Here is a 22,889-nt window from a genome sequence, read left to right as displayed (position 1 = left end):
CATTACAGACGGAAGGTATCGTCGAGGATCTGGCTGTACAGCGTCGGCTTCCCGTTATCCGCAGTACGATACTGTTCCTTGTGGGAGAGTTTATAGATCCCCACGGGATCGCGGTTCAGGGTATCAATCGCCGCTGCATCAGGTGCAGCAGAGATAAACTGGCGAATCAAAAAGCGATTATTTCCCGTCACCGGCTGCGCATTCATTACCTCGTGAAACTGAGGATAACGTTCGCGGGCATACAAGAAGCTGTAATCAATCAGGAAATATTCGATCAGGGTATCGTGATGTTGCCAGTAACGATAAAGGATATCCCGAACCAGTTTCACCAGCGTATTGCCCTTTTGCGAGGCAAGAAAATAGGCCGTCCAGAATCCCTGGCTTGTCGCATTTTCGCGTGAGTCAAAACGCAGCGAAGAGAAGCTATTTTCATAGAAAGACTCGGGCACGGCTTTCGTCATAAAGACGGTGGCATCCATCCAGATCCCGCCGTACTGATACAGCAATGAGCAGCGAACAATATCGGAATATTGTGCTTTGCTGATAAGCCCGGCCTGATACTTGGTTTTAATGTGTTCCGGTAATGAGAGGTAATCAGGGATATTGTCATCCGTCAGGATAACAACCTGAGCGTCAGGCGTATTACGTTGTACGGATTCGATACAACGCTTAACCAGCTCTGGCGCGCTTTCCAGCCCCTGAAACCAGCAGATCCAGATAATGCGCGACTGGCTGGGTTCAGTGTTGCTCGCGGATTCTGGCTGAATTTTCAGCGCATCAATAACGCCAAACAGCGTCTCTTTTTTCTTCTGCTCAAAATGCGCAGCCGCACGCTGGAAAAGAGATAAACCGGTTTTCTTCTGCCAGCGCCGTGCTTTTTTGATGAGTTTATTGATTAGATTGAGATTCATCATTTCGCCCTTATCTACCCTGGAACATCTCTTTTAACGTACGGCGCAGCAGTTTCATTCTCAGCTTGGCATCTTTTTTACGCCCGCGTAATAAACAGTTCATGCGCGAAGATTTAAACCCACGGAACGACATCAGCTGGAACAGGTTATTGCTTTTGGTTTCTTCGGACATGTGCTCACGGTATTTAAAATAGAGCTTCCGGTAAGCATTGTATTTTTTAATTTGCGATGTAATTCGGTTACTGCCGTGCTCAGCATCCACCATGGCGGTGCTAAAACTGTATTTAATACCGGGACCATATTTCAGGATTAATTTAATCCAGACATCGCGATCCTGCTGTTGTTTAATCTCAGGGGAAAATCCCCCCACGCCTGAAAGTTTCTCTTTCGTTGTCAGTACCTGATTACCCACCACGTTTTCACAGAGGATATCCTGTAACCCAATTATTCTTTTATCGTTGGTATCTGGGTAGGTGCGGTGAGTTTTATCCAGCCGGGCAGGGGTATCCGTAACAAAGGCATAGTTTTCATCGTAGCGCGAAACCAGCTTTGATAAACGCTCAGGGAGGAAATAGTCGTCGTCATCCAGACCGGTGACAAACACACCGTGCGAGAGTGCGTAACCCCGGTTGCGGCTGAAGTTAGAGCCGCTGTTCTTCTCGTTACGTTCATAAATGAAATGCACAAAACGCGCGTCACACTCTGATCGTATACGTTCAATGAGTTGCGCCGTTTTTTCGTTCGAACAGTCATCAACAATAATCAATTCTACAGCAGGGTAAGTCTGAGCAATTACTGAGCGAATGGCACGTTCCAGCAAATCCTCTCTGTTGTAGGTGGTGATGATTACTGAAATCAGTTCGTTCATAGCGTGCTCGTCTGTTAAATGACATTTTTCCACCGGGAGAATACCTTTTTCCCGGTGGAGAATCAAAACGATTACTTTATGATATCCCGATGCTTGTTTTGCTCAAGGAAAACAACCGACATTATAAGTGTCAGCATCCAGGCAACCGGCGTGGTTTTAGAATAGAACATTACACCGCTTAAACCGAACATAATTAATGACACCAGGAAGGCACAAAGAATAATACTTTTTAATTTGCGTAAAGCGTACCAACCCAGTGATATAACAAAAAGAATATAGAGAATTACACCAGAAGGTCCTTTAACTGAGAGCGTTTCCACTATTTCATTATGCAGATGGCCTCGCATGTGCTCTAGCGCCCCGGACAGGCTCGGATCCCTTTTTACTTCTTCCACTATCTTCGCGTTGCGCTCATCGGTGGATTGCCAGAAATAATTATTTTTCGATGCTGCCAGACCTGTCTCCCACATTGCAAAGCGTGCGCCTACCGATGTTCTACTGTTGTCTTTATCGAAAGCGACAATATCGCGGTTAAGGTCATCATATCGCTTCACCAGGTTGTCTTTCATCATAAACGCACCGGCCAGTAAGGCGATCAGGAAAACAGTTACACCTTTCCACGGAATGTGCTTCTCTTTATAGAGTTTTACCACCAGCAGCCCAAAGAAAATAATCGGATAGACCAAAATCGCGGCACGTGTTTCTGTCGTGACCAGAACCAGGAATGTGATGAAAAAGTGTCCCAGGATGAAAAGCTCTTTCCATCTTGTCTTACTGTGTTGCAGAACCAGGATGGTATAAAAGGAGATAAAGGCAACTGTATATGCCGCACCTGTTGCATCAGTGCCGCCCGTAAGTGCCAGCGTCACCCTCTTACTGTCCATAAACAGATGCTGATAGCCCGCGTAGATAACAATCATCACCTGTAACGCGATGATCAGCAACATATGTATCTTATTGCTGCCAACCTTCAGCTGATTTTTATTTGCGAAAACAAAGATCGAAAATGCACCGAAAACACAGATTTTTCCGGCCTCAAGGTATGCGCGATATGAGTTTATCGCTGCACTTTCGACCTTATACATACGGTACCAGGTCAAATCGCAGATCCCGATGACCAACAGGATCAGGCAAAGCCAAAATGCATCATTTTTTTTGATGTTTTTGATATCCAGCAAAAAAATGACCAGTGCAGTGATTCCCGCCACACTCAGAACTTTTGCCGACAAATTAGGTGCAACGACAACGCAACCAAAAGCAATAGCACACAGTCCGAAGAGTAATTGCAGTAACGCAAACTGGACCTTATCTCGTTTTACAATAATCATCATCATTCCATTTACTAAAAGGCAAATCAGGCTACCACATAGCCAGAAACAAGTTGAACGTACCTGTGTTAACGAATATTGCGCCATTCATACGACTTACCTGTCGTATCCAGCACCGTCACATTCTTATCGTAACTGGCAAGCCAGGACTGCACCGACTGCTCAGGCTCTCCCTGACGATGAATGCCTAACCACAACTCCGCGAGCGTGTTTACATCATCAGCGGACCAGGGCTTATCATAGTCGCCGATGAGTTTATTTTTAGAATCAACCTGTTGCCCGTACCAGATAAACATCGGGATCTGCAGGGCCTCTCTGGGAGGGTTAACGTTGCCGTGAGAGTAAACCACCGAACGCTGCGGATCACGAATCAGACCGTGATCGGAAAAATACATCACCGATGAACGCGAGTTTTCCAGAGTACGGAATACATTTCCCATCAGAGTATCGGTGTAACGCACCGAGTTATCGTAACAATCATCGGCTTCGCTGCCGCCACTCAGAACGGCCTGGCTTGCCGGGAAACGTCGACAGGCTGGCTCGTGGCTACCGTACAGGTGCAAAACGATGATTTTTTTGCCCGGTTTTTTCAGCGCATCATTCAGTAACGGAAGCAGGTCTTCATCATAGCCCCCTTCTACCCACTGATGCTGCCTGGTGTTCATGGCGATGCCAGTAATGACATTATTATGCGCCCCGCCCTTGCCCTGACGGCTAAACCAGTAGGTGTCATATCCCGCTTTATTGGCGATATTAATGACATTATCGCTGTATTTATGCGGATCGCGCTTGCCCACGGTATCGGCTGTCATTGCTAATGGCACGGCCATAATGGTGACAGGTGCGGGAGTTACAGCATTGCGGAACAGCAAAAGCTGCGATTTTTGTTTCTCCAGCTCTGGCGTGGTATCCCGTTGATAACCATAGATACCCATGTTTGCCGTGCGCTCTGACTCACCAATAATCAGCACATAGTTTTCAATCCCGGTGTCCGACAGCGTGAGTTTATAATCGGGAATGTTATTGCCGATATTAGCGACCACCGCGTTATCTTCTATCGCCTGCATAAACACTTTTGCAGTACTGACTGGCGTGGCCTGCACAACGCGCTGCGCCATGCTTTCAACATTACTTCTTCTGAGCTGATGCTGCCAGGCCTGGCCGATAAAGGCTGCGAGCGTTAATGCCAGCGCAATAACCGGCCAGCGACGAAAACGTGGTGCAACAGGCCATCCGCCAGTGTTGGCGGTATAGATAAACAGCGCGGAAAACGCCACAAAGATAATGCATTCACGCCAGTACAGCCCGAGCATCGAACTGGCTTCACCCGGCGTGGTATTTAATACGCTGAGCGCAAACCCATAGCTAAATGCTGAATTGAAGTTATTCCACGCATATAACTGAAGGGTAAGATCAGCCGCGACTGGAATTAATAAAACTACCGCCAGTACGTTTTTAATAAATTTGTTATTTATGCACTTTAACGTCAGCAATATCAGTACAAAAACCAGCGTTCGGTTAATCACCGCATTATATTTAGCATTTACAATATTAACGCCAATAACTATTAGCAGGGAAACAACTACAGTTAAAAAAGCGGCAAGCCGTGAAGGGGTATCAACCAACTTTTGCGAAAACAATGTGGACATAATGACCTGATTAGCCTGGCAAAATCTTTCCTGACGTAATCATTATGACTGCAAGAATGAACGCGCGGAGAAGACTCTGTGGAGAAAAATTCGCCAGAAGTTAACAAGTAACCCCTGGAAAGTCAAACCGCTAAAACGTGTACAGGCACCCGTAAAACGGGTGCCTGAGAGCAGCTTAATCCCAGTTCAGGATAACTTTCCCGGACTGGCCTGAACGCATTGCGTCAAAGCCCTGCTGGAACTCATCGATGGAGAAGCGATGAGTAATGATTGGCGACAGATCCAGACCAGACTGGATCAGTGCAGCCATCTTGTACCAGGTTTCGAACATCTCACGGCCATAGATGCCTTTGATGAACAAACCCTTGAAGATCACCTTGTTCCAGTCGATAGACATGTCTGACGGCGGAATACCCAGCATGGCGATACGGCCACCGTGGTTCATGGTATCCAGCATGGTACGGAACGCCGGTGGTGCGCCAGACATCTCCAGGCCCACGTCGAAGTCTTCGGTCATGCCCAGCTCAGCCATCACGTCGTTCAGGCTCTCTTTAGAGACATCCACAGCACGGGTAACGCCCATTTTGCGTGCCAGCGACAGACGATATTCATTCACGTCAGTGATAACAACGTTACGCGCGCCGACGTGTTTCGCCACTGCCGCAGCCATAATGCCGATCGGACCAGCACCAGACACCAGCACGTCTTCACCCACCAGATCGAACGACAGCGCCGTATGCACCGCATTACCGAACGGGTCGAAGATGGAGGCCAGATCGTCGGAAATGTTGTCCGGGATTTTGAACGCGTTGAATGCCGGGATCACCAGATATTCCGCAAAACAGCCAGGACGGTTGACACCCACACCCACGCTATTGCGGCACAGGTGCGTACGACCACCGCGGCAGTTACGGCAATGGCCGCAGGTGATGTGACCTTCGCCAGACACGCGATCGCCAATTTTGAAGCCTTTCACTTCCTGACCAATGCCAACCACTTCGCCGACATATTCGTGGCCAACCACCATAGGTACCGGAATGGTTTTCTGCGACCACTGGTCCCAGTTGTAAATATGGACGTCAGTACCGCAGATGGCGGTTTTACGGATTTTGATCAGCAGATCGTTATGACCGACTTCCGGCTCCGGCACGTCGGTCATCCAAATCCCTTCTTCTGCTTTCAGTTTGGATAACGCTTTCATCTCACGTCCTCAGGCAATCACGCCCAGTTGTTTGCCGATGCGGGTAAAGGCTTCAACCGCACGTTCAATTTGTTCAGGCGAATGCGCCGCAGACATCTGGGTGCGAATACGCGCCTGACCTTTTGGCACCACCGGGAAGAAGAACCCGGTAACGTAAATCCCTTCTTTTTGCAGTTCACGGGCAAAGTTCTGCGCCACAACCGCATCGCCCAGCATTACCGGGATGATCGCGTGGTCAGCACCGGCCAGGGTAAAGCCTGCGGCACTCATTTTTTCACGGAACAGACGCGCATTGGACCACAGACGGTCACGCAGTTCCGCGCCTGATTCCACCATCTCCAGCACTTTGATGGAGGCTGAAACAATGGCTGGTGCCAGGGAGTTGGAGAACAGGTACGGACGGGAACGCTGACGCAGCCACTCGACCACTTCTTTACGCGCTGCGGTATAGCCGCCGGACGCGCCGCCCAGTGCTTTACCGAGCGTGCCGGTGATGATGTCCACACGGCCCATCACGTCGCAGTATTCGTGCGAACCACGACCATTTTCGCCCACAAAGCCCACCGCATGAGAGTCATCGACCATCACCAGCGCATCATATTTATCCGCCAGGTCACACACGCCCTTAAGGTTGGCGATCACGCCGTCCATTGAGAACACGCCGTCGGTGGCGATCAGCACATGGCGAGCGCCCGCTTCACGCGCCTCCTTCAGGCGTACTTCCAGTTCAGCCATATCGTTGTTGGCATAGCGGAAACGCTTCGCTTTACACAGACGCACGCCATCGATGATGGAGGCGTGGTTCAGCGCATCGGAAATAATCGCATCTTCTGCGCCCAGCAGCGTTTCAAACAGGCCGCCGTTAGCATCAAAGCAAGAGGAGTACAGGATCGCGTCTTCCATTCCGAGGAAGCACGCCAGCTTTTTCTCAAGCTGCTTGTGGCTGTCCTGCGTACCGCAGATAAAGCGTACGGAGGCCATACCGAAACCATGGGTGTCCATGCCGTTTTTCGCAGCGGCAATCAGCTCAGGGTGATTCGCAAGACCTAAATAGTTGTTCGCACAAAAGTTGATCACATGGCTGCCATCGGCGACGGTGATGTCCGCCTGCTGTGCAGAAGTGATGATGCGTTCTTCTTTGAACAACCCTTCCGCGCGTGCGGTGTCCAGGTCGCTGTTTAACTGTTTGTAAAAATCACCACGCATTGCAATTCTCCAGACTCGGCAAATTTCGGCACATATTACCCAAACCTATACTTCATGACGAGATGACACATTATCTCTTCTCGTTTTTGTAGCATAAATCACGCGTACCCATGCGCGATGTCGGTGAATGGCTGTAGGGTCGCCATACTAATGATATGATAGAAACATTAGCGTCCGGGATTGTCCCCGGGCTCCACACTTCAAAGGTTACAGTTATGATTATCGTTACCGGCGGCGCGGGCTTTATCGGCAGCAATATTGTTAAGGCTCTCAATGACAAAGGCATCACCGACATCCTGGTGGTGGACAACCTGAAAGACGGCACCAAATTTGTAAACCTGGTGGATCTGAACATTGCTGACTATATGGATAAAGAAGACTTCCTTATCCAGATTATGGCAGGTGAAGAGTTCGGCGAAATCGAAGCTATCTTCCACGAGGGTGCATGCTCTTCCACCACCGAGTGGGACGGCAAGTACATGATGGACAACAACTATCAGTACTCCAAAGAGATTCTGCACTACTGCCTGGAGCGTGAAATTCCGTTCCTGTATGCCTCTTCTGCGGCAACCTACGGCGGCCGTACGTCAAACTTCATCGAATCCCGCGAATATGAGCAGCCGCTGAACGTATATGGCTACTCTAAGTTCCTGTTCGACGAATACGTGCGTCAGGTTCTGCCTGAAGCAAATTCCCAGATCGTGGGCTTCCGCTACTTCAACGTGTACGGGCCGCGTGAAGGCCACAAAGGCAGCATGGCGAGCGTTGCGTTCCACCTGAACACCCAACTGAATAATGGCGAAAGTCCGAAACTGTTCGAAGGCAGCGATAGCTTCAAGCGTGACTTCGTTTATGTTGGCGACGTTGCCGCGGTGAACCTGTGGTTCTGGGAAAACGGCGTGTCCGGTATCTTCAACCTGGGTACGGGCCGTGCAGAATCCTTCCAGGCCGTTGCGGACGCAACCCTGGCGTATCACAAAAAAGGCAGCATTGAATACATTCCGTTCCCGGAAAAGCTGAAAGGCCGCTACCAGGCATTCACTCAGGCTGACATGACCAACCTGCGTGCCGCGGGCTACGACAAGCCGTTCAAGACCGTTGCCGAAGGCGTAACGGAATATATGGCCTGGCTGAACCGCGACGCGTAAGAAGTAAGCATGAAGATACTGGTGATCGGCCCGTCATGGGTGGGCGACATGATGATGTCGCAAAGTCTCTATCGCACGCTCAAGGCGCGCTATCCCCAGGCGATAATCGACGTGATGGCACCTGCATGGTGCCGTCCGCTGTTATCGCGGATGCCTGAAGTAAACGACGCTATCCCGATGCCGCTGGGCCACGGGGCGCTGGAAATCGGTGAACGCCGCAAGCTCGGCCACAGCCTGCGCGAAAAGCGCTACGATCGCGCTTACGTGCTGCCCAACTCGTTTAAATCCGCCTTAGTACCCTTCTTTGCTGGCGTGCCTCATCGCACCGGCTGGCGCGGTGAAATGCGTTACGGCCTGCTGAACGACGCCCGAGTGCTGGATAAAGCGGCCTGGCCACTGATGGTGGAGCGCTATGTTGCGCTGGCCTACGACAAAGGCGTGATGCGCAGTGCGAAAGACCTGCCGCAGCCGCTGTTGTGGCCGCAGTTGCAGGTTAACGATGGCGAAAAATCCCAGACCTGCAACGCGTTTGGTATTTCGGACGAACGCCCAATGATCGGTTTCTGCCCTGGCGCAGAGTTCGGCCCGGCAAAACGCTGGCCGCACTATCACTACGCCGAACTGGCAAAACAGCTTATCGACGAAGGCAACCAGATTGTCCTGTTCGGCTCGGCGAAAGATCACGAAGCGGGCAATGAAATCCTTGCCACACTGAGTACAGAACAGCAGGCCTGGTGCCGTAACCTGGCCGGGGAAACCCAGCTGGAGCAAGCGGTTATTCTGATTGCCGCCTGTAAAGCCGTGGTCACCAACGATTCTGGCCTGATGCACGTTGCTGCTGCGCTTAACCGCCCGCTGGTTGCCCTTTATGGCCCAAGCAGCCCGGACTTCACCCCGCCGCTGTCACACAAGGCGCGTGTTATTCGCCTGATCACCGGCTACCACAAAGTGCGTAAAGGCGATGCGGCACAAGGCTATCATCAGAGCCTGATCGACATTACGCCAGAGCGCGTGCTCGAAGAGCTTAACGAACTGCTGTTGAGCGAAGAAGGATAACGAATGCGGGTATTGATCGTTAAAACCTCTTCGATGGGCGATGTACTGCATACGCTGCCGTCCCTTACGGACGCGATGCAAGCCATTCCCGGCATTCGTTTTGACTGGGTGGTGGAAGAAGGTTTCGCGCAGATCCCCACCTGGCATGAAGCGGTCGACCGTGTGATCCCGGTGGCTATCCGCCGCTGGCGTAAGGCGTGGTTCTCCGCACCGATTAAAGCCGAGCGCAAAGCGTTTCGCGATGCGGTGCAGGCTCAGCATTACGATGCCATCATCGACGCGCAAGGGCTGGTCAAAAGCGCCGCGCTGGTGACGCGCCTGGCGCACGGCGTAAAGCACGGCATGGACTGGCAAAGCGCCCGCGAACCGCTGGCAAGCCTGTTCTATAACCGTCGCCATCATATTGCGAAACAGCAGCACGCGGTGGAACGTACCCGTGAACTGTTCGCCAAAAGCCTGGGTTATGCCAAACCTGAAATGCAGGGCGATTACGCCATTTCGCAGCATTTCCTCCATAATTCACAGCAACTTAGCGCGCCTTATCTGATTTTCCTCCATGCCACCACCCGGGATGACAAACACTGGCCGGAAACCCACTGGCGTGAGCTGATCGGTTTACTGGGTAGCGCAGGTTTGCGCATCAAACTGCCGTGGGGTGCCCCGCATGAAGAGGCGCGCGCCAAACGCCTGGCAGAAGGGTTTGATTACGTGGACGTCTTGCCACGCATGAAGCTCGATGGCGTGGCACAAGAGCTGGCGGGCGCGACGGCAGTGGTATCGGTAGATACTGGCCTGAGCCACCTGACGGCCGCACTGGATAGACCTAATATTACGCTTTACGGCCCAACGGACCCGGGTCTTATCGGCGGCTACGGAAAAAATCAATATATCTGCCGTCCGGAACATTCATCGCAGCTGAGCGACCTCAGCGCCGCTGCGGTATTTGCGCAATTAGAGCCTTTGCTGGCAGCAGAGAGAGCCTATGTCTGATTTTTTCTCAGCGGAGCGCCCACCAAAGCGCGTGCTGATCATTAAGCTGCGTCACCACGGTGACGTACTGCTTACCTCGCCGGTCTTTACCGTGCTGAAAAAGAACTGGCCGAATGTTGAAGTCGACGCGCTGGTCTACGACGACACGCAGGCGATGCTGACCAGCCATCCGCATATCGATCAGGTGCATACCATTGGTCGCAACTGGCGCAAAAAGGGCTGGTTCGAGCAGTTCCGTCTGTATCGTGCTCTGGTCAATACGCTGAAAGGACGTCAGTACGATGTGCTGATTAACCTTACCGAACACTGGCACGGCGCGCGTCTGGCGCGTCGGCTGAAGCCGCGTGTCTCCGTCGGCTTTAAACCGGATAAACGCGGTGGACTGGCACGTCGTCGTTGGGTGAAATCCTTCACCACGCTCTACCCGGCGATTCAGGACAACAGCCGCCACATGGTGGAAGTGAATCTGGACGCCCTGCGTCGGGTAGGGATCCACCCGCAGTCTGATGAAGACAAACATACCCTGTTTGTACCGGGTGACGCGGCGGAAACCTCCATAGCTGAGAAACTGGCCGGATTTGGTCTACAGAGTAAATCCTACATTCTGGTGCACCCGACGTCGCGCTGGATGTTTAAAGCCTGGGATATCAAAAAGCTGGCGGCAACAATCGATAACCTGGCGGCTCGTGGCCTGCCGATTATCCTCTCTGCCGCGCCGTCAAAAGAAGAAACCGCGTATATGGATGAGCTGCGTGCTGCGCTTACCCAGCCGGTGTTTGATTTAAGCGGTCAGTTGAACCTGAAAGAGCTGGGTGCCCTGATGAAGCACGCGCGTATTTACTTCGGCGTTGACTCCATGCCAATGCACCTCGCCAGTGCCGTAGGGACCCCGACCGTGGCTATCTTTGGCCCAACCGGGGCAATCAAGTGGGCACCGTGGGGTGTGAATTATCGCGTGATCACCGCCGGATTTACCTGCCAGCCTTGCGGCAAGGCGGGCTGCGGTGACGGTGGCGTTTCCGACTGCATCACCGCCATTACCCCGCAACAGGTGCTGAGCGCTATTGATACCCTGCTGCTGGAATATCCTGCATGAAGCTGGCGATCGTCCGACAGACCTACAACCCCAACGGCGGCGCGGAGCGTTTTGTTTCCCGCGCGCTGAACGTGTTGGCTCAGGACACAACCCTGGATGTCACGCTGATTGCCCGCCAGTGGGAAGATGCTTCAGGCTGGAAAACACTGACGGTAAACCCGCCGTTCCGTAACCGTATTGCCCGCGAGTCCGGGTTTGCGGTGGAAGCAGCCTCGCATTTTGCTCAGTTCGATATTGTGCAAAGCCATGAGCGAATTCCGGGGGCAACCATTTTCCGCGCAGGCGATGGCGTACACGCCACATGGCTTGAGCAGTATGGCCGCATTTTATCGCCGCTGGCACGCTGGGCGCAGTCATTCAGCCGTTATCACCGCTATATTTTGCAGGCTGAAGCGCAGATGTTTACCCATCCGCAACTGCGCACCGTTATCTGCAACTCAAAGATGGTGCGTGATGACATCGCCCGCCGCTTTGCTTTGTCGGATGACAAACTGACCGTGATCTACAACGGTGTGGATACGGCGCATTTCAGCCCGGATGTCCGCGCGTTGTCGCAGCGTGCTGCGCTCGGCATCCCCGAAGATGCGCCAGTGCTGGCGTATGTCGGGTCTGGTTTTAGCCGTAAAGGCGTGGCCACCGCGTTACGTGCCATTGTCCCGCATTCTGACGTCTGGTTGCTGGTTGCCGGTCGCGATAAACACGCGCGCAAATTTGAAAAGCTGGCACAGACGCTCGGCGTGGCGTCACGCGTGCGTTTCCTGGGGCCGGTTGCAGATGTGCGGGAAGTTTACGGCACGGCGGACGCGCTGATCCTGCCTACGCTCTACGATCCGTTCCCGAATGTCTGCGTGGAAGCGCTGGCCTGTGGTCTGCCGCTGCTCACCAGCCACGGCTGCGGCGCGGCAGAATGGATAACTGAAGGTCAAAACGGCTGGGTGCGCGACGCGCTCGACAGTGAAGGCTATCAGCAGGCTATCGCCCACTGGCTGCAAGGCCGTGGTCAGGGCGTTGATTATTCAGCAGCTGCTCGCGCAACCGCTGAACCCTACACCCTGGACAGAATGGCAAAAGAGCTCCAGGCGCTTTATCGCGACCTGCTGCGCTGAGCCGCTTCAGAGAAGACTTTCTCCATCGCGTCCAGCATACATTCGCGGGTAAAGTGGGTGCTCAGGTAATCATAACCCTGCTGCGCCAGCTTCTCGCGAAGAGCTGCATCGTTATACAGTTTCTCGATGGCATCGTGCAGCGCTTTTTCATCACGCTGGGCGACCAGAATCCCCGTCTGACCATCAATCACTGCATCCGCCGTCCCGCCGGCATCGGTCGCGATAGTGGCAATACGAGACGCCAGCGATTGCAGAACGCCCTGAGGAACACCTTCCATATCGTGTGAAGGACTCAGCGCAATATCAAACGCCGGGAACCAGCGCTCAGGGTCGCTTTGATGCCCCGCCATCACTACGCGCTGTTGCAATTCCAGGCCGACGATTTCCTGCTCCAGCGTTGCCTTGTGCGGCCCTTCCCCGACAATCGCCAGCTTGATGTGTGGGTTATCGATTTGCGCCAGGGCGCGCAGCAGCACACTGTGGCCTTTGTTCGGACGCAGATGCGACACCACCCCCAGCCAGAAATCCTCCTGCGACAATCCACAGTGCACGCGGGCGTCGTGTTTATCCGCCGGGTGAAAACGCTGCGTATCCACACCGCTCGGCACGGATGTGCTCTGGGACATGGGTACGCCAATATTCGCCACCTGATGACGCAGCGCTTCACCGGTTGTGACGATATGGGCACAGGCTTTACGGAACAGCCAGCGGGTCGTCCAGTTATTACGCGGCACACCAGAGGCATGGCGCGTGCGCACCAGCGGCACAGGGTTCGACAGCGTCAGGTTTGCCAGTGCCACCAGCCAGGTATCAGCTGAGTTATGGCTATTGATGACATCAATCGATTTACGGTTGTCACTCAGCCAGCGACGTAACAATTGCAGATTTTTAAGGTTCTTACGCTTTAACGGCATGGTGACAACCGTTAGCCCGGCGCTTTTCGCCATCGCGTGCAGCGGCGCGGTTTCCGGGCAAAGAATGGTCACCTGATGGCCACGCTGAATCATGCCTAACGATTCGTTAATAATGCGCAAAGGCTGCCCGCCTTTACCACCGTCTGCTTCAGTGTGAACAATATGCATACATTTCCTGTTATGAATCTCGCCAGCGTGACGCTAATTTGCCGCCTGACGGGATCTTTGTCCCTACAGGCATATGTTTTTAGTATCCACCAGATATAATACAGCACGAATGGTACCACCAACATGGGTGGCCTGCCCTGAACACAACGGAGAAAGCATGTCCGACAAACCTTTATTGAGCCTTGTGGTCGCCGTCTATAACGGTGAAAAATTCCTGAGTGCATTTTTCGACAGCATCAAAGCTCAACATCTGGACAGTCTGGAACTTGTCGTTGTGGACGATGGGTCAAGCGATAACTCTGCGGCCATCATTGCGCAATACGCCAGTGAATTCCCGTATTACAAGGTCATCGAACAGACCAACCAGGGCGTCTCTGCCGCTCGTAACACCGGTCTGGCTGAGGCCACAGGCGAGTATGTCGCGTTCCCGGACATCGACGATGTGATTTACCCGGGCATGTACCCACGCCTGCTGGAGATGGCGAAGAAAAACGATCTCGACGTCGCCACCTGTAACGGCACCTATATTTACGATGACGGCAGACCTGCGAAAAAAATCTTCCCGTCCGACAAACTGCAATCCACCGACGTGCTGGATGGCCCAACCTGGCTTCAGCGCGCGCTGGCATCGCGTAAATTCCTGCATGTGACCTGGCTTAATATTTATCGCCACGCGTTTATTAAAGCGCAAGGGTTCACGTTCGAGCATGGACTGCGCCACCAGGATATCCCGTGGACGACCGAAGTGCTGCTGACCGCCAGACGCGTTCAGTACACAGACGAAACCTTCTACGACTATCTCATCCATTCCGCATCGGTATCACACACGCCGGGCACGGATGACTCGCGGATGCGTAACGCGCGCCACTATATGAAAATCCTTGAGATGCTGGACGTTATCAACCAGCGCTACCCGGATGCCGTGCGCCGCGTACCGGCCTGCCAGTGGCAAATCGCGAAAGAGGGTCTGGGGATCCTGCACGCGATTAACAACATTGGCGATACGGCCAAAAAGCGTGAAATTATCCAGGAGCTGTTCGATCGCGGGATCTGGGCACTTATCTGGAAAAACGCCCGTGGGCTTCGCCAGCACTGGCGCCTGGGCCGCCGTTATTTCCGTTTAAAGCGGTATCTGGCATAAGAGATAGCTTTACCTGGCTTAAATGCTTAGAATTTGCCCGCCGAAACTAAAAAAAACGGATAATCGCTTGGAATTGTTGTATACCGCTCTGCTCTACATCATTCAGCCACTGGTGTGGCTGCGACTGTTGCTTCGTAGCCGTAAAGCGCCTGCGTACCGAAAACGCTGGGCTGAACGCTATGGCTATTGCCGCAATAAAGTCGCCCCGGACGGTATTTTGCTGCATTCCGTTTCTGTTGGCGAAACGCTGGCGGCTATTCCGCTGGTACGCGCCCTGCGCCACCGTTACCCCTCTTTGCCGATAACCGTCACCACCATGACCCCGACCGGCTCAGAGCGCGTTATGTCCGCATTTGGCAAAGGCGTGCATCACGTCTATCTGCCTTACGATCTGCCCTGCGCCATGAATCGTTTCCTGAATACCGTTCGCCCAAAGCTTGTGATCGTGATGGAAACCGAACTGTGGCCGAATATGATTTCCGCTCTTCATGCCCGAAAAATCCCGCTGGTTATCGCCAACGCGCGCCTCTCTGAGCGCTCGGCAAAAGGCTACGGCAAGCTGGGTAAATTTATGCGTCGCCTGCTTGGCAAAATCACGCTGATTGCCGCGCAGAACGAAGAAGACGCTGCACGCTTTGTCTCTCTTGGCCTCAAGCGCAACCAGCTGGCGGTGACCGGCAGCCTGAAATTCGATATTTCGGTCACGCCCGAGCTCGCCGCACGCGCAGTCACATTGCGTCGCCAGTGGGCCCCGCGCCGCCAGGTCTGGATTGCCACCAGTACCCACGACGGCGAAGAAGAGATTATCCTGCAAGCGCACCGTAAGCTGCTGGAAAAATTCCCGGACTTACTGCTGATTCTTGTCCCTCGTCACCCGGAACGTTTCAAAGACGCCCGCGAGATGGTGCAGAAAGGCGGTTTCAGCTTCACCCTGCGTAGCAGCGGCGAGATCCCGTCCAGTAGCACCCAGGTGGTGATTGGCGATACGATGGGCGAACTGATGCTGCTGTACGGAATTGCCGACCTCGCCTTTGTGGGCGGTAGCCTGGTCGAGCGCGGCGGTCATAACCCGCTGGAGCCTGCGGCGCACGCGATTCCAGTGCTGATGGGCCCACACACATTTAATTTCAAAGATATCTGCGCTAAATTGCAGCAAGCCGATGGCTTAATTACCGTGACCGATGCGGACTCGGTGGTCAAAGAGGTATCGACCCTTCTGACTGACGAAGATTACCGTCTGTGGTATGGCCGCCATGCCGTCGAGGTGCTGCATCAGAACCAGGGCGCACTGACCCGTCTGCTGCAACTTCTTCAACCTTATCTGCCTCAGCGGAGCCATTAATGTCTCAGCGTCTGTCGGTCGTCATGATCGCCAAAAACGCCGCCGACCTGCTTCCCGATTGCCTGGACTCTGTGGCCTGGGCTGGCGAAATTGTCCTCCTCGATTCAGGCAGTGAGGACAACACGGCAGAGATAGCCCGTGCAGCAGGCGTGAAGGTGTACACCAATACGGACTGGCAGGGTTATGGCGTGCAGCGTCAACGCGCGCAATCTTACGCGACCGGCGATTATGTGCTGATGATCGACACCGACGAGCGCATTACGCCAGAGCTCCAGCAGGCGATTCAGGGCGTGCTCGCCGCGCCTCAGTCAGGTGCTGTGTACAGCATCGCGCGTCGTAACTACTTTCTCGGCCGGTTTATGCGCCACAGCGGCTGGTACCCTGACCGTGTGATGCGTTTGTATGAGCGCGAGCGTTACCAGTACAACGATAACCTGGTGCATGAATCCCTGGCCTGCGATAACGCTCCGGTAGTTGCCTTAAACGGTGATTTACTGCACCTGACCTGCCGCGATTTCGCCAGCTTCCAGCGTAAACAGCTCAACTACGCTACCGCATGGGCACAGGAACGCCATCAACGTGGCAAGAAGGCAACGCTGACCGGTATTTTCACCCATACGATCGGAGCATTTCTGAAAACCTTGCTGCTGCGTGGCGGGGTGCTGGACGGAAAACAGGGCTGGTTACTGGCGGTCGTGAATGCTCAGTATACATTTAACAAATACACCGAGCTGTGGGCGCTTAGCCGCGGCTACTCAGAGAAAACGTGAGCCATGAGCACAAAAGCGATTTATCCGGGTACCTTCGATCCGATCACCAACGGCCATCTTGATATCATCACCCGTGCAGCGAGCATGTTCGACAAGGTGATTCTGGCGATTGCTGCCAGCCCCAGTAAGAAGCCGATGTTCGATCTGCCCGAGCGCGTACAGCTCGCCACCGATGCGATTTCACACCTGTCGAACGTTGAAGTGGTGGGGTTCAGTGACCTGATGGCTAACTTCGCCCGTACCCAGCAGGCCAATATCCTGATCCGTGGGTTACGCGCGGTGGCTGACTTCGAATATGAGATGCAGCTGGCACACATGAACCGCCATCTGATGCCGGATCTGGAGAGCGTATTCCTGATGCCGTCAAAAGAGTGGTCGTTTATCTCTTCCACGCTGGTGAAAGAGGTCGCCCGTCATCACGGCGATGTGACCCACTTCCTGCCGGTGAATGTCCATCAGGCGCTGATGGAGAAGCTGAAGTAACCCTTTTGATTGCCAGGCGGCGTTGCGCTTGCCCGGCCTAAAAATGTATTACTTCTGGCACTGACGGCAGTAGAACGTGGCGCGCTGAGCGTGTTTCGTGGCAATAATCGGTGTCCCGCACACTCTGCACGGCTCACCCTTACGCCCATATACCTGCAACTCCTGCGCAAAATAGCCCGGCTTACCGTCGCTTTGCAGAAAGTCCTTCAGTGTCGTTCCACCCTGCTCAATCGAGCGTAGCAGTACCGCTTTAATCACTCTGACCAGCAGTTCGCACTCCTGAGCCGACAGCGACGACGCCAGACGGTCGGGATGAATGCCCGCGGCAAACAGGGATTCACTGGCGTAAATATTGCCCACGCCCACCACCAGCTTGTTATCCATCAGCCAGGGTTTGATCGGGGTTTTCTTCTTCGCACACTTCTCTTTCAGGTAGTCTGCGTTAAAGGCGTCAGAGAGCGGCTCAGGCCCCAGATGTGCCAGCACGCTATGCCCTTCAAGCTCTTTGGTCCACAACCACGCCCCAAAGCGGCGCGGGTCGGTGTAGCGCAGTACTTTGCCATTGCTCATCACCAGATCAACATGGTCGTGTTTTTCGGCAGGTAACTCTTCACTGAGGATCCGCAGGCTCCCGGACATCCCCAGATGGATGATTATCCAGCCATCCGGCAGCTCCAGCAGCAGATACTTGGCGCGGCGCTGCACGCTCAGAATCGGTTTATCACTCAGGGCATGGATCTCATCGGAAACCGGCCAGCGCAGACGGCAATTGCGAACGACAGCATGAAGAATAGTCGCGCCAACCAGATGGGGTTCAATACCGCGGCGGCTGGTCTCTACCTCAGGTAATTCAGGCATGGTTCCTCCGTTGAGAGTCAGAATGCAAAAAACCCCGCAGGAGCGGGGTTTTTCAATACAAGGAGACTAAAATTATTTAATTTTAGCTTCTTTGTACAGTACGTGCTGGCGTACAACTGGATCGAATTTTTTCAGTTCCAGTTTTTCCGGCTTAGTACGTTTGTTCTTCGTGGTGGTGTAGAAGTGACCTGTACCAGCAGAAGAAACCAGCTTGATTTTCTCGCGAATACCTTTAGCCATGATTTAGTTCCTCGTTAAGTACTTAGTACTTTTCGCCACGGGCACGCAGTTCAGACAGAACTGTATCGATGCCTTTCTTATCAATAACACGCATACCTTTAGCAGATACACGCAGGGTGACAAAACGCTTCTCGCTCTCAACCCAGAAACGGTGAGAGTGCAGGTTCGGCAGGAAACGGCGTTTAGTCGCGTTCAGTGCGTGGGAACGGTTGTTACCGGTCACCGGACGCTTGCCAGTAACTTGGCAGACTCGGGACATGTCTATTCTCCAAAAATCAAATTAGCTCGAGCTTCGTATGGGGTATCGGCGCCTCGTCAGGCTTTACAGCCCGGTCATCGCAGTTCTAAGCGAACTCTCGATTGCCAGGCCCAATTGCCAAACCCGAGATTCTCAAAGGTGGCGTAGTATACGCTGACTCGGCGATGTGCTCAAGTCCCGAACAGACAAAGATCCCGATGGATCGCGTGAAATGGTCTAAATCCAACCATGTTCTGCAAAAGAAACGTACTCTCCGCGACCAATTATCAGATGGTCCAGCACACGAATGTCCATGAATTGACAGCATTTGATAATGCGCGCGGTGATCTCTTTGTCGGCTCTGCTCGGTTGCGCACAGCCTGAGGGGTGATTATGCGCGAGGATCACGGCGGCTGCATTCACTTTTATCGCTTCCCGCACAATTTCTCGCGGATGAACCTCAACGTGGTTCAGCGTTCCCGAAAACAGATGGCAGTGCTTCAGCACCCGATTTTTATTGTCGAGGAAGATCGCCATAAAGATCTCGCGCTCGGCATCCGTCAGCTGGCTTTGCAGGAATTCTCTCGTCATGTCAGGGGTTAAGAGCGAATCTTCTTCCAGCATCCGCACACTGTAAAAACGCCGGGCAAGCTCTGCAATGCCTTTCAGTTGGGCATATTTCGCCACGCCAATACCTTCAACATTCTTAAACTCTGCCAGCTCAGCCGTGAGCAAGCCGTGCAGCGAACCAAAATGTTGCAGCAGCTCTCGCGCCAGAGTAAAAACCGTTTTCCCAGGTGTGCCGGTGCGTAAAAACAGCGCCAGCAGTTCATCATCCGTTAGCGACGTGATGCCGTAATTCAGCATTTTTTCACGCGGTAGCATGGGTGAAATACGTTCCATATCCCTGTCTCCTTGTGGTTGCCGTCAATGCTGCCACAGGCCAGTCCCGCGTTCGACGCACAGTTTTCATTCTTGCGTATCGCCTCGCAAAGTGACCGAAGGACAAAAGCACCCCACTTTTGGGATTGTGATAAAATGCCTGCTCTCTGGTGAAACCCAACAGGAAAGAATCATGATGAGCCTGGCCGGTAAAAAAATCGTTCTTGGCGTGAGCGGCGGTATTGCTGCCTATAAAGCGCCGGAGCTGGTACGCCGCTTGCGCGAGCGCGGGGCCGATGTGCGGGTCGCGATAACTGAAGGCGGTAAAGCCTTTATCACTCCCCTGAGCCTTCAGGCCGTTTCAGGATACCCGGTATCAGACAGCCTGCTGGACCTGGCTGCCGAAGCCGCTATGGGCCATATTGAGCTGGGCAAATGGGCAGACCTGGTTATTCTTGCCCCTGCAACAGCCGACTTAATTGCGCGCGTTGCAGCAGGCATGGCAAACGACCTGGTATCGACAATTTGCCTGGCAACGCCTGCGTCTGTTGCAGTGGTTCCCGCCATGAACCAGCAGATGTACCGTAATGCCGCCACCCAGCATAATCTGGAGACCCTGGCCGCGCGTGGTTTGCTGATTTGGGGGCCAGACAGCGGCAGCCAGGCCTGTGGCGATATCGGCCCTGGGCGAATGCTCGACCCGTTGACGATTGTGGATATGGCCGCAGCCCATTTTGCGCCTGTCAACGATCTGCAACATCTCAACATCATGATTACCGCGGGCCCAACGCGCGAGCCACTGGACCCGGTGCGCTATATCACCAATCACAGCTCCGGTAAGATGGGCTTTGCCATTGCTCAGGCCGCGGCAAAACGAGGGGCAAACGTCACGCTGGTGAGTGGCCCGGTGTCACTGCCGACGCCACCTTTTGTACAGCGTATTGATGTAACAACGGCGCTGGAAATGGAAGCTGTCGTGCAAGCTCACGCGCACAACCAGCAGATTTTTATCGGCTGTGCGGCGGTGGCTGATTACCGCGCAGAGACCATTGCTGATGCGAAGATTAAAAAGCAAGGCGATGAATTAACGATAAAAATGGTGAAAAACCCGGATATCGTTGCCGGGGTTGCCGCGCTGAAAAATCATCGCCCTTACGTTGTTGGGTTTGCCGCAGAAACGAATAATGTGGAAGAATATGCCCGGCAAAAACGTACCCGCAAAAACCTCGATTTGATTTGCGCGAACGACGTATCGCTGGCCACTCAAGGATTTAACAGCGACAGCAACGCACTGCACCTTTTCTGGCAGGATGGAGATAAAGTCTTACCGCTTGAGCGCAAGGAACTCCTGGGCCAACAATTACTGGACGAGATCGTTACCCGTTATGATGAAAAAAATCGACGTTAAGATTCTGGACCCGCGTGTTGGTCAGCAATTCCCGCTGCCAACCTATGCCACCTCCGGCTCTGCCGGTCTTGACCTGCGTGCCTGTCTCGATGACGCCGTAGAGCTGGCGCCGGGTGCAACCACCCTGCTCCCGACCGGGCTGGCGATTCACATTGCTGACCCGTCGCTGGCAGCGGTGATCCTGCCTCGCTCTGGCCTGGGTCATAAGCACGGTATCGTGCTGGGTAACCTGGTCGGTCTGATCGACTCTGACTATCAGGGTCAACTGATGGTTTCCGTCTGGAACCGCGGTCAGGACAGCTTCACCATTGAACCGGGCGAACGCATCGCGCAGATGGTATTTGTACCGGTGGTGCAGGCAGAATTTAACCTGGTGGAAGACTTTGACACCACCGACCGCGGCGAAGGCGGCTTCGGCCATTCCGGGCGGAAATAATCGCCCAATAAATACGCGTCCCACAGCGCCATAATGCAATAAAAAACCGCAAACGCCAGTTTGCGGTCGCTGCGTGGATGCCAGCCTGGCAAGTGATTATTTTCAGGGGTATTTTGTAACATGGCAGAAAAACAAACTGCGAAAAGGAATCGTCGCGAAGAAATACTTCAATCTCTGGCTCTGATGCTTGAATCCAGCGATGGCAGTCAACGCATCACCACTGCAAAACTGGCCGCCTCTGTTGGCGTGTCAGAAGCAGCGCTATACCGTCATTTTCCCAGCAAAACCCGGATGTTTGACAGCCTGATCGAGTTTATCGAAGACAGCCTGATCACACGCATCAACCTGATTCTGAAAGATGAGAAAGACACCACCGCACGCCTGCGTCTGATCGTGCTGTTGATTCTGGGTTTTGGTGAACGTAACCCAGGCTTAACCCGCATTCTGACCGGCCACGCGCTGATGTTTGAACAGGACAGACTCCAGGGTCGCATTAACCAGCTCTTTGAACGCATCGAAGCGCAGCTGCGCCAGGTACTGCGTGAGAAGAAAATGCGTGAAGGCGAAGGGTATGTGACTGACGAAACACTGCTGGCAAGCCAGATCCTGGCGTTTTGCGAGGGTATGCTCTCCCGCTTTGTGCGTAGCGAATTCAAATACTGTCCAACGGACGATTTTGACGCCCGCTGGCCGTTAGTGGCAGCACAATTACAGTAGGATCCAGGCCCGGTGAGCGTTGCGCCACCGGGCTATATATTTATACGCCGAACGCTTCCCGGTACGCACGCACCGATGCCAGGTGGTCCGCCATCTCTGGTTTCTCTTCCAGATACGCAATCAGGTCTTTCAGGGTGATGATTGACGTCACTTTGCAGCCGTAATCACGCTCCACTTCCTGAATCGCCGAAATTTCGCCGCGTCCACGCTCCTGACGATCCAGAGAGATCAGCACGCCCGCAAGCGTTGCGCCGTTAGCCTGGATGATTTCCATTGATTCGCGGATCGCCGTACCGGCAGTGATCACATCGTCCACCAGCATCACGCGGCCTTGCAACGTACTGCCTACCAGGTTACCGCCTTCACCGTGGGTTTTGGCCTCTTTACGGTTAAAACAGTACGGCACATCGCGGTCGTGGTGTTCCGCAAGCGCAACAGCGGTAGTCGTCGCAATCGGAATGCCTTTGTAAGCCGGGCCAAACAGCAGGTCGAAATCAATCCCTGAATCCACCAGCGCTTCTGCGTAGAAACGGCCTAACAGGGCCAGATCACGCCCGGTATTAAACAGCCCGGCATTGAAGAAATAGGGGCTTTTACGCCCGGATTTCAGCGTAAATTCGCCAAACTTAAGTACCTGCTTGTTAAGCGCAAACTCAATAAACTGGCGCTGATACGGTTTCATGGGCTTACTCCTCAAATGACTTTTTGCTTTTCTACGGACAAAAAAAAGGCG

At 53.5% G+C, this 22,889-nt stretch carries 24 protein-coding genes; 12 read left to right on the top strand and 12 right to left on the bottom strand.

Going from position 1 to position 22,889, the window contains the following annotated elements; genetic code table 11:
* Positions 1–2: 2 nt before the first annotated feature.
* From HV107_RS10775 to kbl, 6 genes are all read right to left on the bottom strand, one after another.
* On the bottom strand, positions 3–914 hold the full coding sequence (locus HV107_RS10775; protein ID WP_259349693.1) for a capsular polysaccharide synthesis protein: 912 nt from the start codon (positions 912–914) through the stop codon (positions 3–5).
* 7 nt (positions 915–921) lie between these two features.
* Positions 922–1,779 (bottom strand): glycosyltransferase, encoded by an 858-nt coding sequence (locus HV107_RS10770; protein WP_182063180.1) that lies wholly within the window; start codon positions 1,777–1,779, stop codon positions 922–924.
* A 71-nt stretch (positions 1,780–1,850) separates the two neighbouring features.
* On the bottom strand, positions 1,851–3,107 hold the full coding sequence (locus HV107_RS10765; protein ID WP_182063501.1) for an O-antigen ligase: 1,257 nt from the start codon (positions 3,105–3,107) through the stop codon (positions 1,851–1,853).
* Positions 3,108–3,175: 68 nt separating this feature from the next.
* Positions 3,176–4,756 carry a phosphoethanolamine transferase gene (locus HV107_RS10760; RefSeq protein WP_182063179.1) on the bottom strand — a complete coding sequence of 527 codons (1,581 nt, stop codon included), beginning with the start codon at positions 4,754–4,756 and terminating at the stop codon, positions 3,176–3,178.
* A 175-nt stretch (positions 4,757–4,931) separates the two neighbouring features.
* Positions 4,932–5,957 (bottom strand): L-threonine 3-dehydrogenase, encoded by a 1,026-nt coding sequence (tdh, locus tag HV107_RS10755; RefSeq protein ID WP_182063178.1) that lies wholly within the window; start codon positions 5,955–5,957, stop codon positions 4,932–4,934.
* A 9-nt stretch (positions 5,958–5,966) separates the two neighbouring features.
* Positions 5,967–7,163 (bottom strand): glycine C-acetyltransferase, encoded by a 1,197-nt coding sequence (gene kbl, locus HV107_RS10750; protein ID WP_182063177.1) that lies wholly within the window; start codon positions 7,161–7,163, stop codon positions 5,967–5,969.
* 215 nt (positions 7,164–7,378) lie between these two features.
* Here kbl and rfaD point away from each other — a divergent pair, with 215 nt between their 5' ends.
* The 5 genes from rfaD to HV107_RS10725 are packed head-to-tail and all read left to right on the top strand — an operon-like array spanning position 7,379 to position 12,559.
* A complete protein-coding gene (gene rfaD, locus HV107_RS10745; RefSeq protein WP_182063176.1) occupies positions 7,379–8,311 on the top strand; it encodes an ADP-glyceromanno-heptose 6-epimerase in 933 nt (310 codons plus the stop codon).
* A 9-nt stretch (positions 8,312–8,320) separates the two neighbouring features.
* A complete protein-coding gene (rfaF, locus tag HV107_RS10740; RefSeq protein WP_182063175.1) occupies positions 8,321–9,367 on the top strand; it encodes an ADP-heptose--LPS heptosyltransferase RfaF in 1,047 nt (348 codons plus the stop codon).
* A gap of 3 nt (positions 9,368–9,370) precedes the next feature.
* Complete coding sequence (rfaC, locus tag HV107_RS10735; RefSeq protein WP_182063174.1) at positions 9,371–10,357, top strand: lipopolysaccharide heptosyltransferase RfaC; 987 nt, start codon at positions 9,371–9,373, stop codon at positions 10,355–10,357.
* Positions 10,350–11,453: a putative lipopolysaccharide heptosyltransferase III gene (rfaQ, locus tag HV107_RS10730; RefSeq protein ID WP_182063173.1), complete on the top strand. Its 1,104-nt coding sequence runs from the start codon at positions 10,350–10,352 to the stop codon at positions 11,451–11,453. Before rfaC ends, rfaQ begins: the two co-directional genes overlap by 8 nt.
* The gene (locus HV107_RS10725; RefSeq protein WP_182063172.1) at positions 11,450–12,559 is read left to right on the top strand and encodes a glycosyltransferase family 4 protein; all 1,110 of its coding nucleotides are present in this window, start codon (positions 11,450–11,452) and stop codon (positions 12,557–12,559) included. Before rfaQ ends, HV107_RS10725 begins: the two co-directional genes overlap by 4 nt.
* On the opposite strand, the gene HV107_RS10720 is transcribed toward HV107_RS10725, so the two are convergent.
* Positions 12,538–13,641 carry a glycosyltransferase family 4 protein gene (locus HV107_RS10720; RefSeq protein WP_182063171.1) on the bottom strand — a complete coding sequence of 368 codons (1,104 nt, stop codon included), beginning with the start codon at positions 13,639–13,641 and terminating at the stop codon, positions 12,538–12,540. The two genes, HV107_RS10725 and HV107_RS10720, sit on opposite strands and share 22 nt — an antisense overlap.
* A gap of 157 nt (positions 13,642–13,798) precedes the next feature.
* On the opposite strand from HV107_RS10720, the gene HV107_RS10715 reads away from it, so the two are divergent.
* The 4 genes from HV107_RS10715 (at position 13,799) to coaD (ending at position 17,377) form a co-directional block, all read left to right on the top strand.
* Entirely contained in the window at positions 13,799–14,782 is a 984-nt protein-coding gene (locus tag HV107_RS10715; protein ID WP_182063170.1) for a glycosyltransferase, read from the top strand.
* A 67-nt stretch (positions 14,783–14,849) separates the two neighbouring features.
* The gene (waaA, locus tag HV107_RS10710) at positions 14,850–16,124 is read left to right on the top strand and encodes a lipid IV(A) 3-deoxy-D-manno-octulosonic acid transferase (RefSeq protein WP_182063169.1); all 1,275 of its coding nucleotides are present in this window, start codon (positions 14,850–14,852) and stop codon (positions 16,122–16,124) included.
* Positions 16,124–16,894: a glycosyltransferase family 2 protein gene (locus HV107_RS10705; RefSeq protein WP_182063168.1), complete on the top strand. Its 771-nt coding sequence runs from the start codon at positions 16,124–16,126 to the stop codon at positions 16,892–16,894. Before waaA ends, HV107_RS10705 begins: the two co-directional genes overlap by 1 nt.
* Positions 16,895–16,897: 3 nt before the next feature.
* Entirely contained in the window at positions 16,898–17,377 is a 480-nt protein-coding gene (gene coaD, locus HV107_RS10700; protein ID WP_166718142.1) for a pantetheine-phosphate adenylyltransferase, read from the top strand.
* A 48-nt stretch (positions 17,378–17,425) separates the two neighbouring features.
* Here coaD and mutM read toward each other — a convergent pair whose 3' ends face one another.
* From mutM to radC, 4 genes are all read right to left on the bottom strand, one after another.
* The gene (gene mutM / locus HV107_RS10695) at positions 17,426–18,235 is read right to left on the bottom strand and encodes a bifunctional DNA-formamidopyrimidine glycosylase/DNA-(apurinic or apyrimidinic site) lyase (protein ID WP_182063167.1); all 810 of its coding nucleotides are present in this window, start codon (positions 18,233–18,235) and stop codon (positions 17,426–17,428) included.
* Between the two features lie 72 nt (positions 18,236–18,307).
* Positions 18,308–18,475: a 50S ribosomal protein L33 gene (gene rpmG / locus HV107_RS10690; protein ID WP_003024094.1), complete on the bottom strand. Its 168-nt coding sequence runs from the start codon at positions 18,473–18,475 to the stop codon at positions 18,308–18,310.
* A 22-nt stretch (positions 18,476–18,497) separates the two neighbouring features.
* Complete coding sequence (gene rpmB / locus HV107_RS10685) at positions 18,498–18,734, bottom strand: 50S ribosomal protein L28 (protein WP_002436699.1); 237 nt, start codon at positions 18,732–18,734, stop codon at positions 18,498–18,500.
* 216 nt (positions 18,735–18,950) lie between these two features.
* Positions 18,951–19,616 (bottom strand): RadC family protein, encoded by a 666-nt coding sequence (gene radC / locus HV107_RS10680; protein WP_182063166.1) that lies wholly within the window; start codon positions 19,614–19,616, stop codon positions 18,951–18,953.
* Between the two features lie 175 nt (positions 19,617–19,791).
* Here radC and coaBC point away from each other — a divergent pair, with 175 nt between their 5' ends.
* The 3 genes from coaBC (at position 19,792) to slmA (ending at position 22,156) form a co-directional block, all read left to right on the top strand.
* Complete coding sequence (gene coaBC, locus HV107_RS10675) at positions 19,792–21,003, top strand: bifunctional phosphopantothenoylcysteine decarboxylase/phosphopantothenate--cysteine ligase CoaBC (protein WP_182063500.1); 1,212 nt, start codon at positions 19,792–19,794, stop codon at positions 21,001–21,003.
* Positions 20,981–21,439, top strand: coding sequence for a dUTP diphosphatase (gene dut, locus HV107_RS10670; protein ID WP_182063165.1), 459 nt, complete (start codon positions 20,981–20,983; stop codon positions 21,437–21,439). The genes coaBC and dut overlap by 23 nt, the downstream gene beginning before the upstream one ends.
* Before the next feature lie 120 nt (positions 21,440–21,559).
* The gene (gene slmA / locus HV107_RS10665) at positions 21,560–22,156 is read left to right on the top strand and encodes a nucleoid occlusion factor SlmA (protein WP_166718145.1); all 597 of its coding nucleotides are present in this window, start codon (positions 21,560–21,562) and stop codon (positions 22,154–22,156) included.
* 40 nt (positions 22,157–22,196) lie between these two features.
* Here slmA and pyrE read toward each other — a convergent pair whose 3' ends face one another.
* Positions 22,197–22,838, bottom strand: a complete 642-nt coding sequence (gene pyrE, locus HV107_RS10660; protein ID WP_182063164.1) for an orotate phosphoribosyltransferase — start codon at positions 22,836–22,838, stop codon at positions 22,197–22,199.
* Positions 22,839–22,889 lie beyond the last annotated feature (51 nt).

Origin of the sequence: Enterobacter sp. RHBSTW-00175, from assembly GCF_013927005.1 — a bacterium.
In the GTDB taxonomy this organism is placed as follows: domain Bacteria; phylum Pseudomonadota; class Gammaproteobacteria; order Enterobacterales; family Enterobacteriaceae; genus Enterobacter.
The sequence above is the reverse complement of the archived record's forward strand: the minus strand, read 5'-3'. Positions and strand labels throughout refer to the sequence as shown.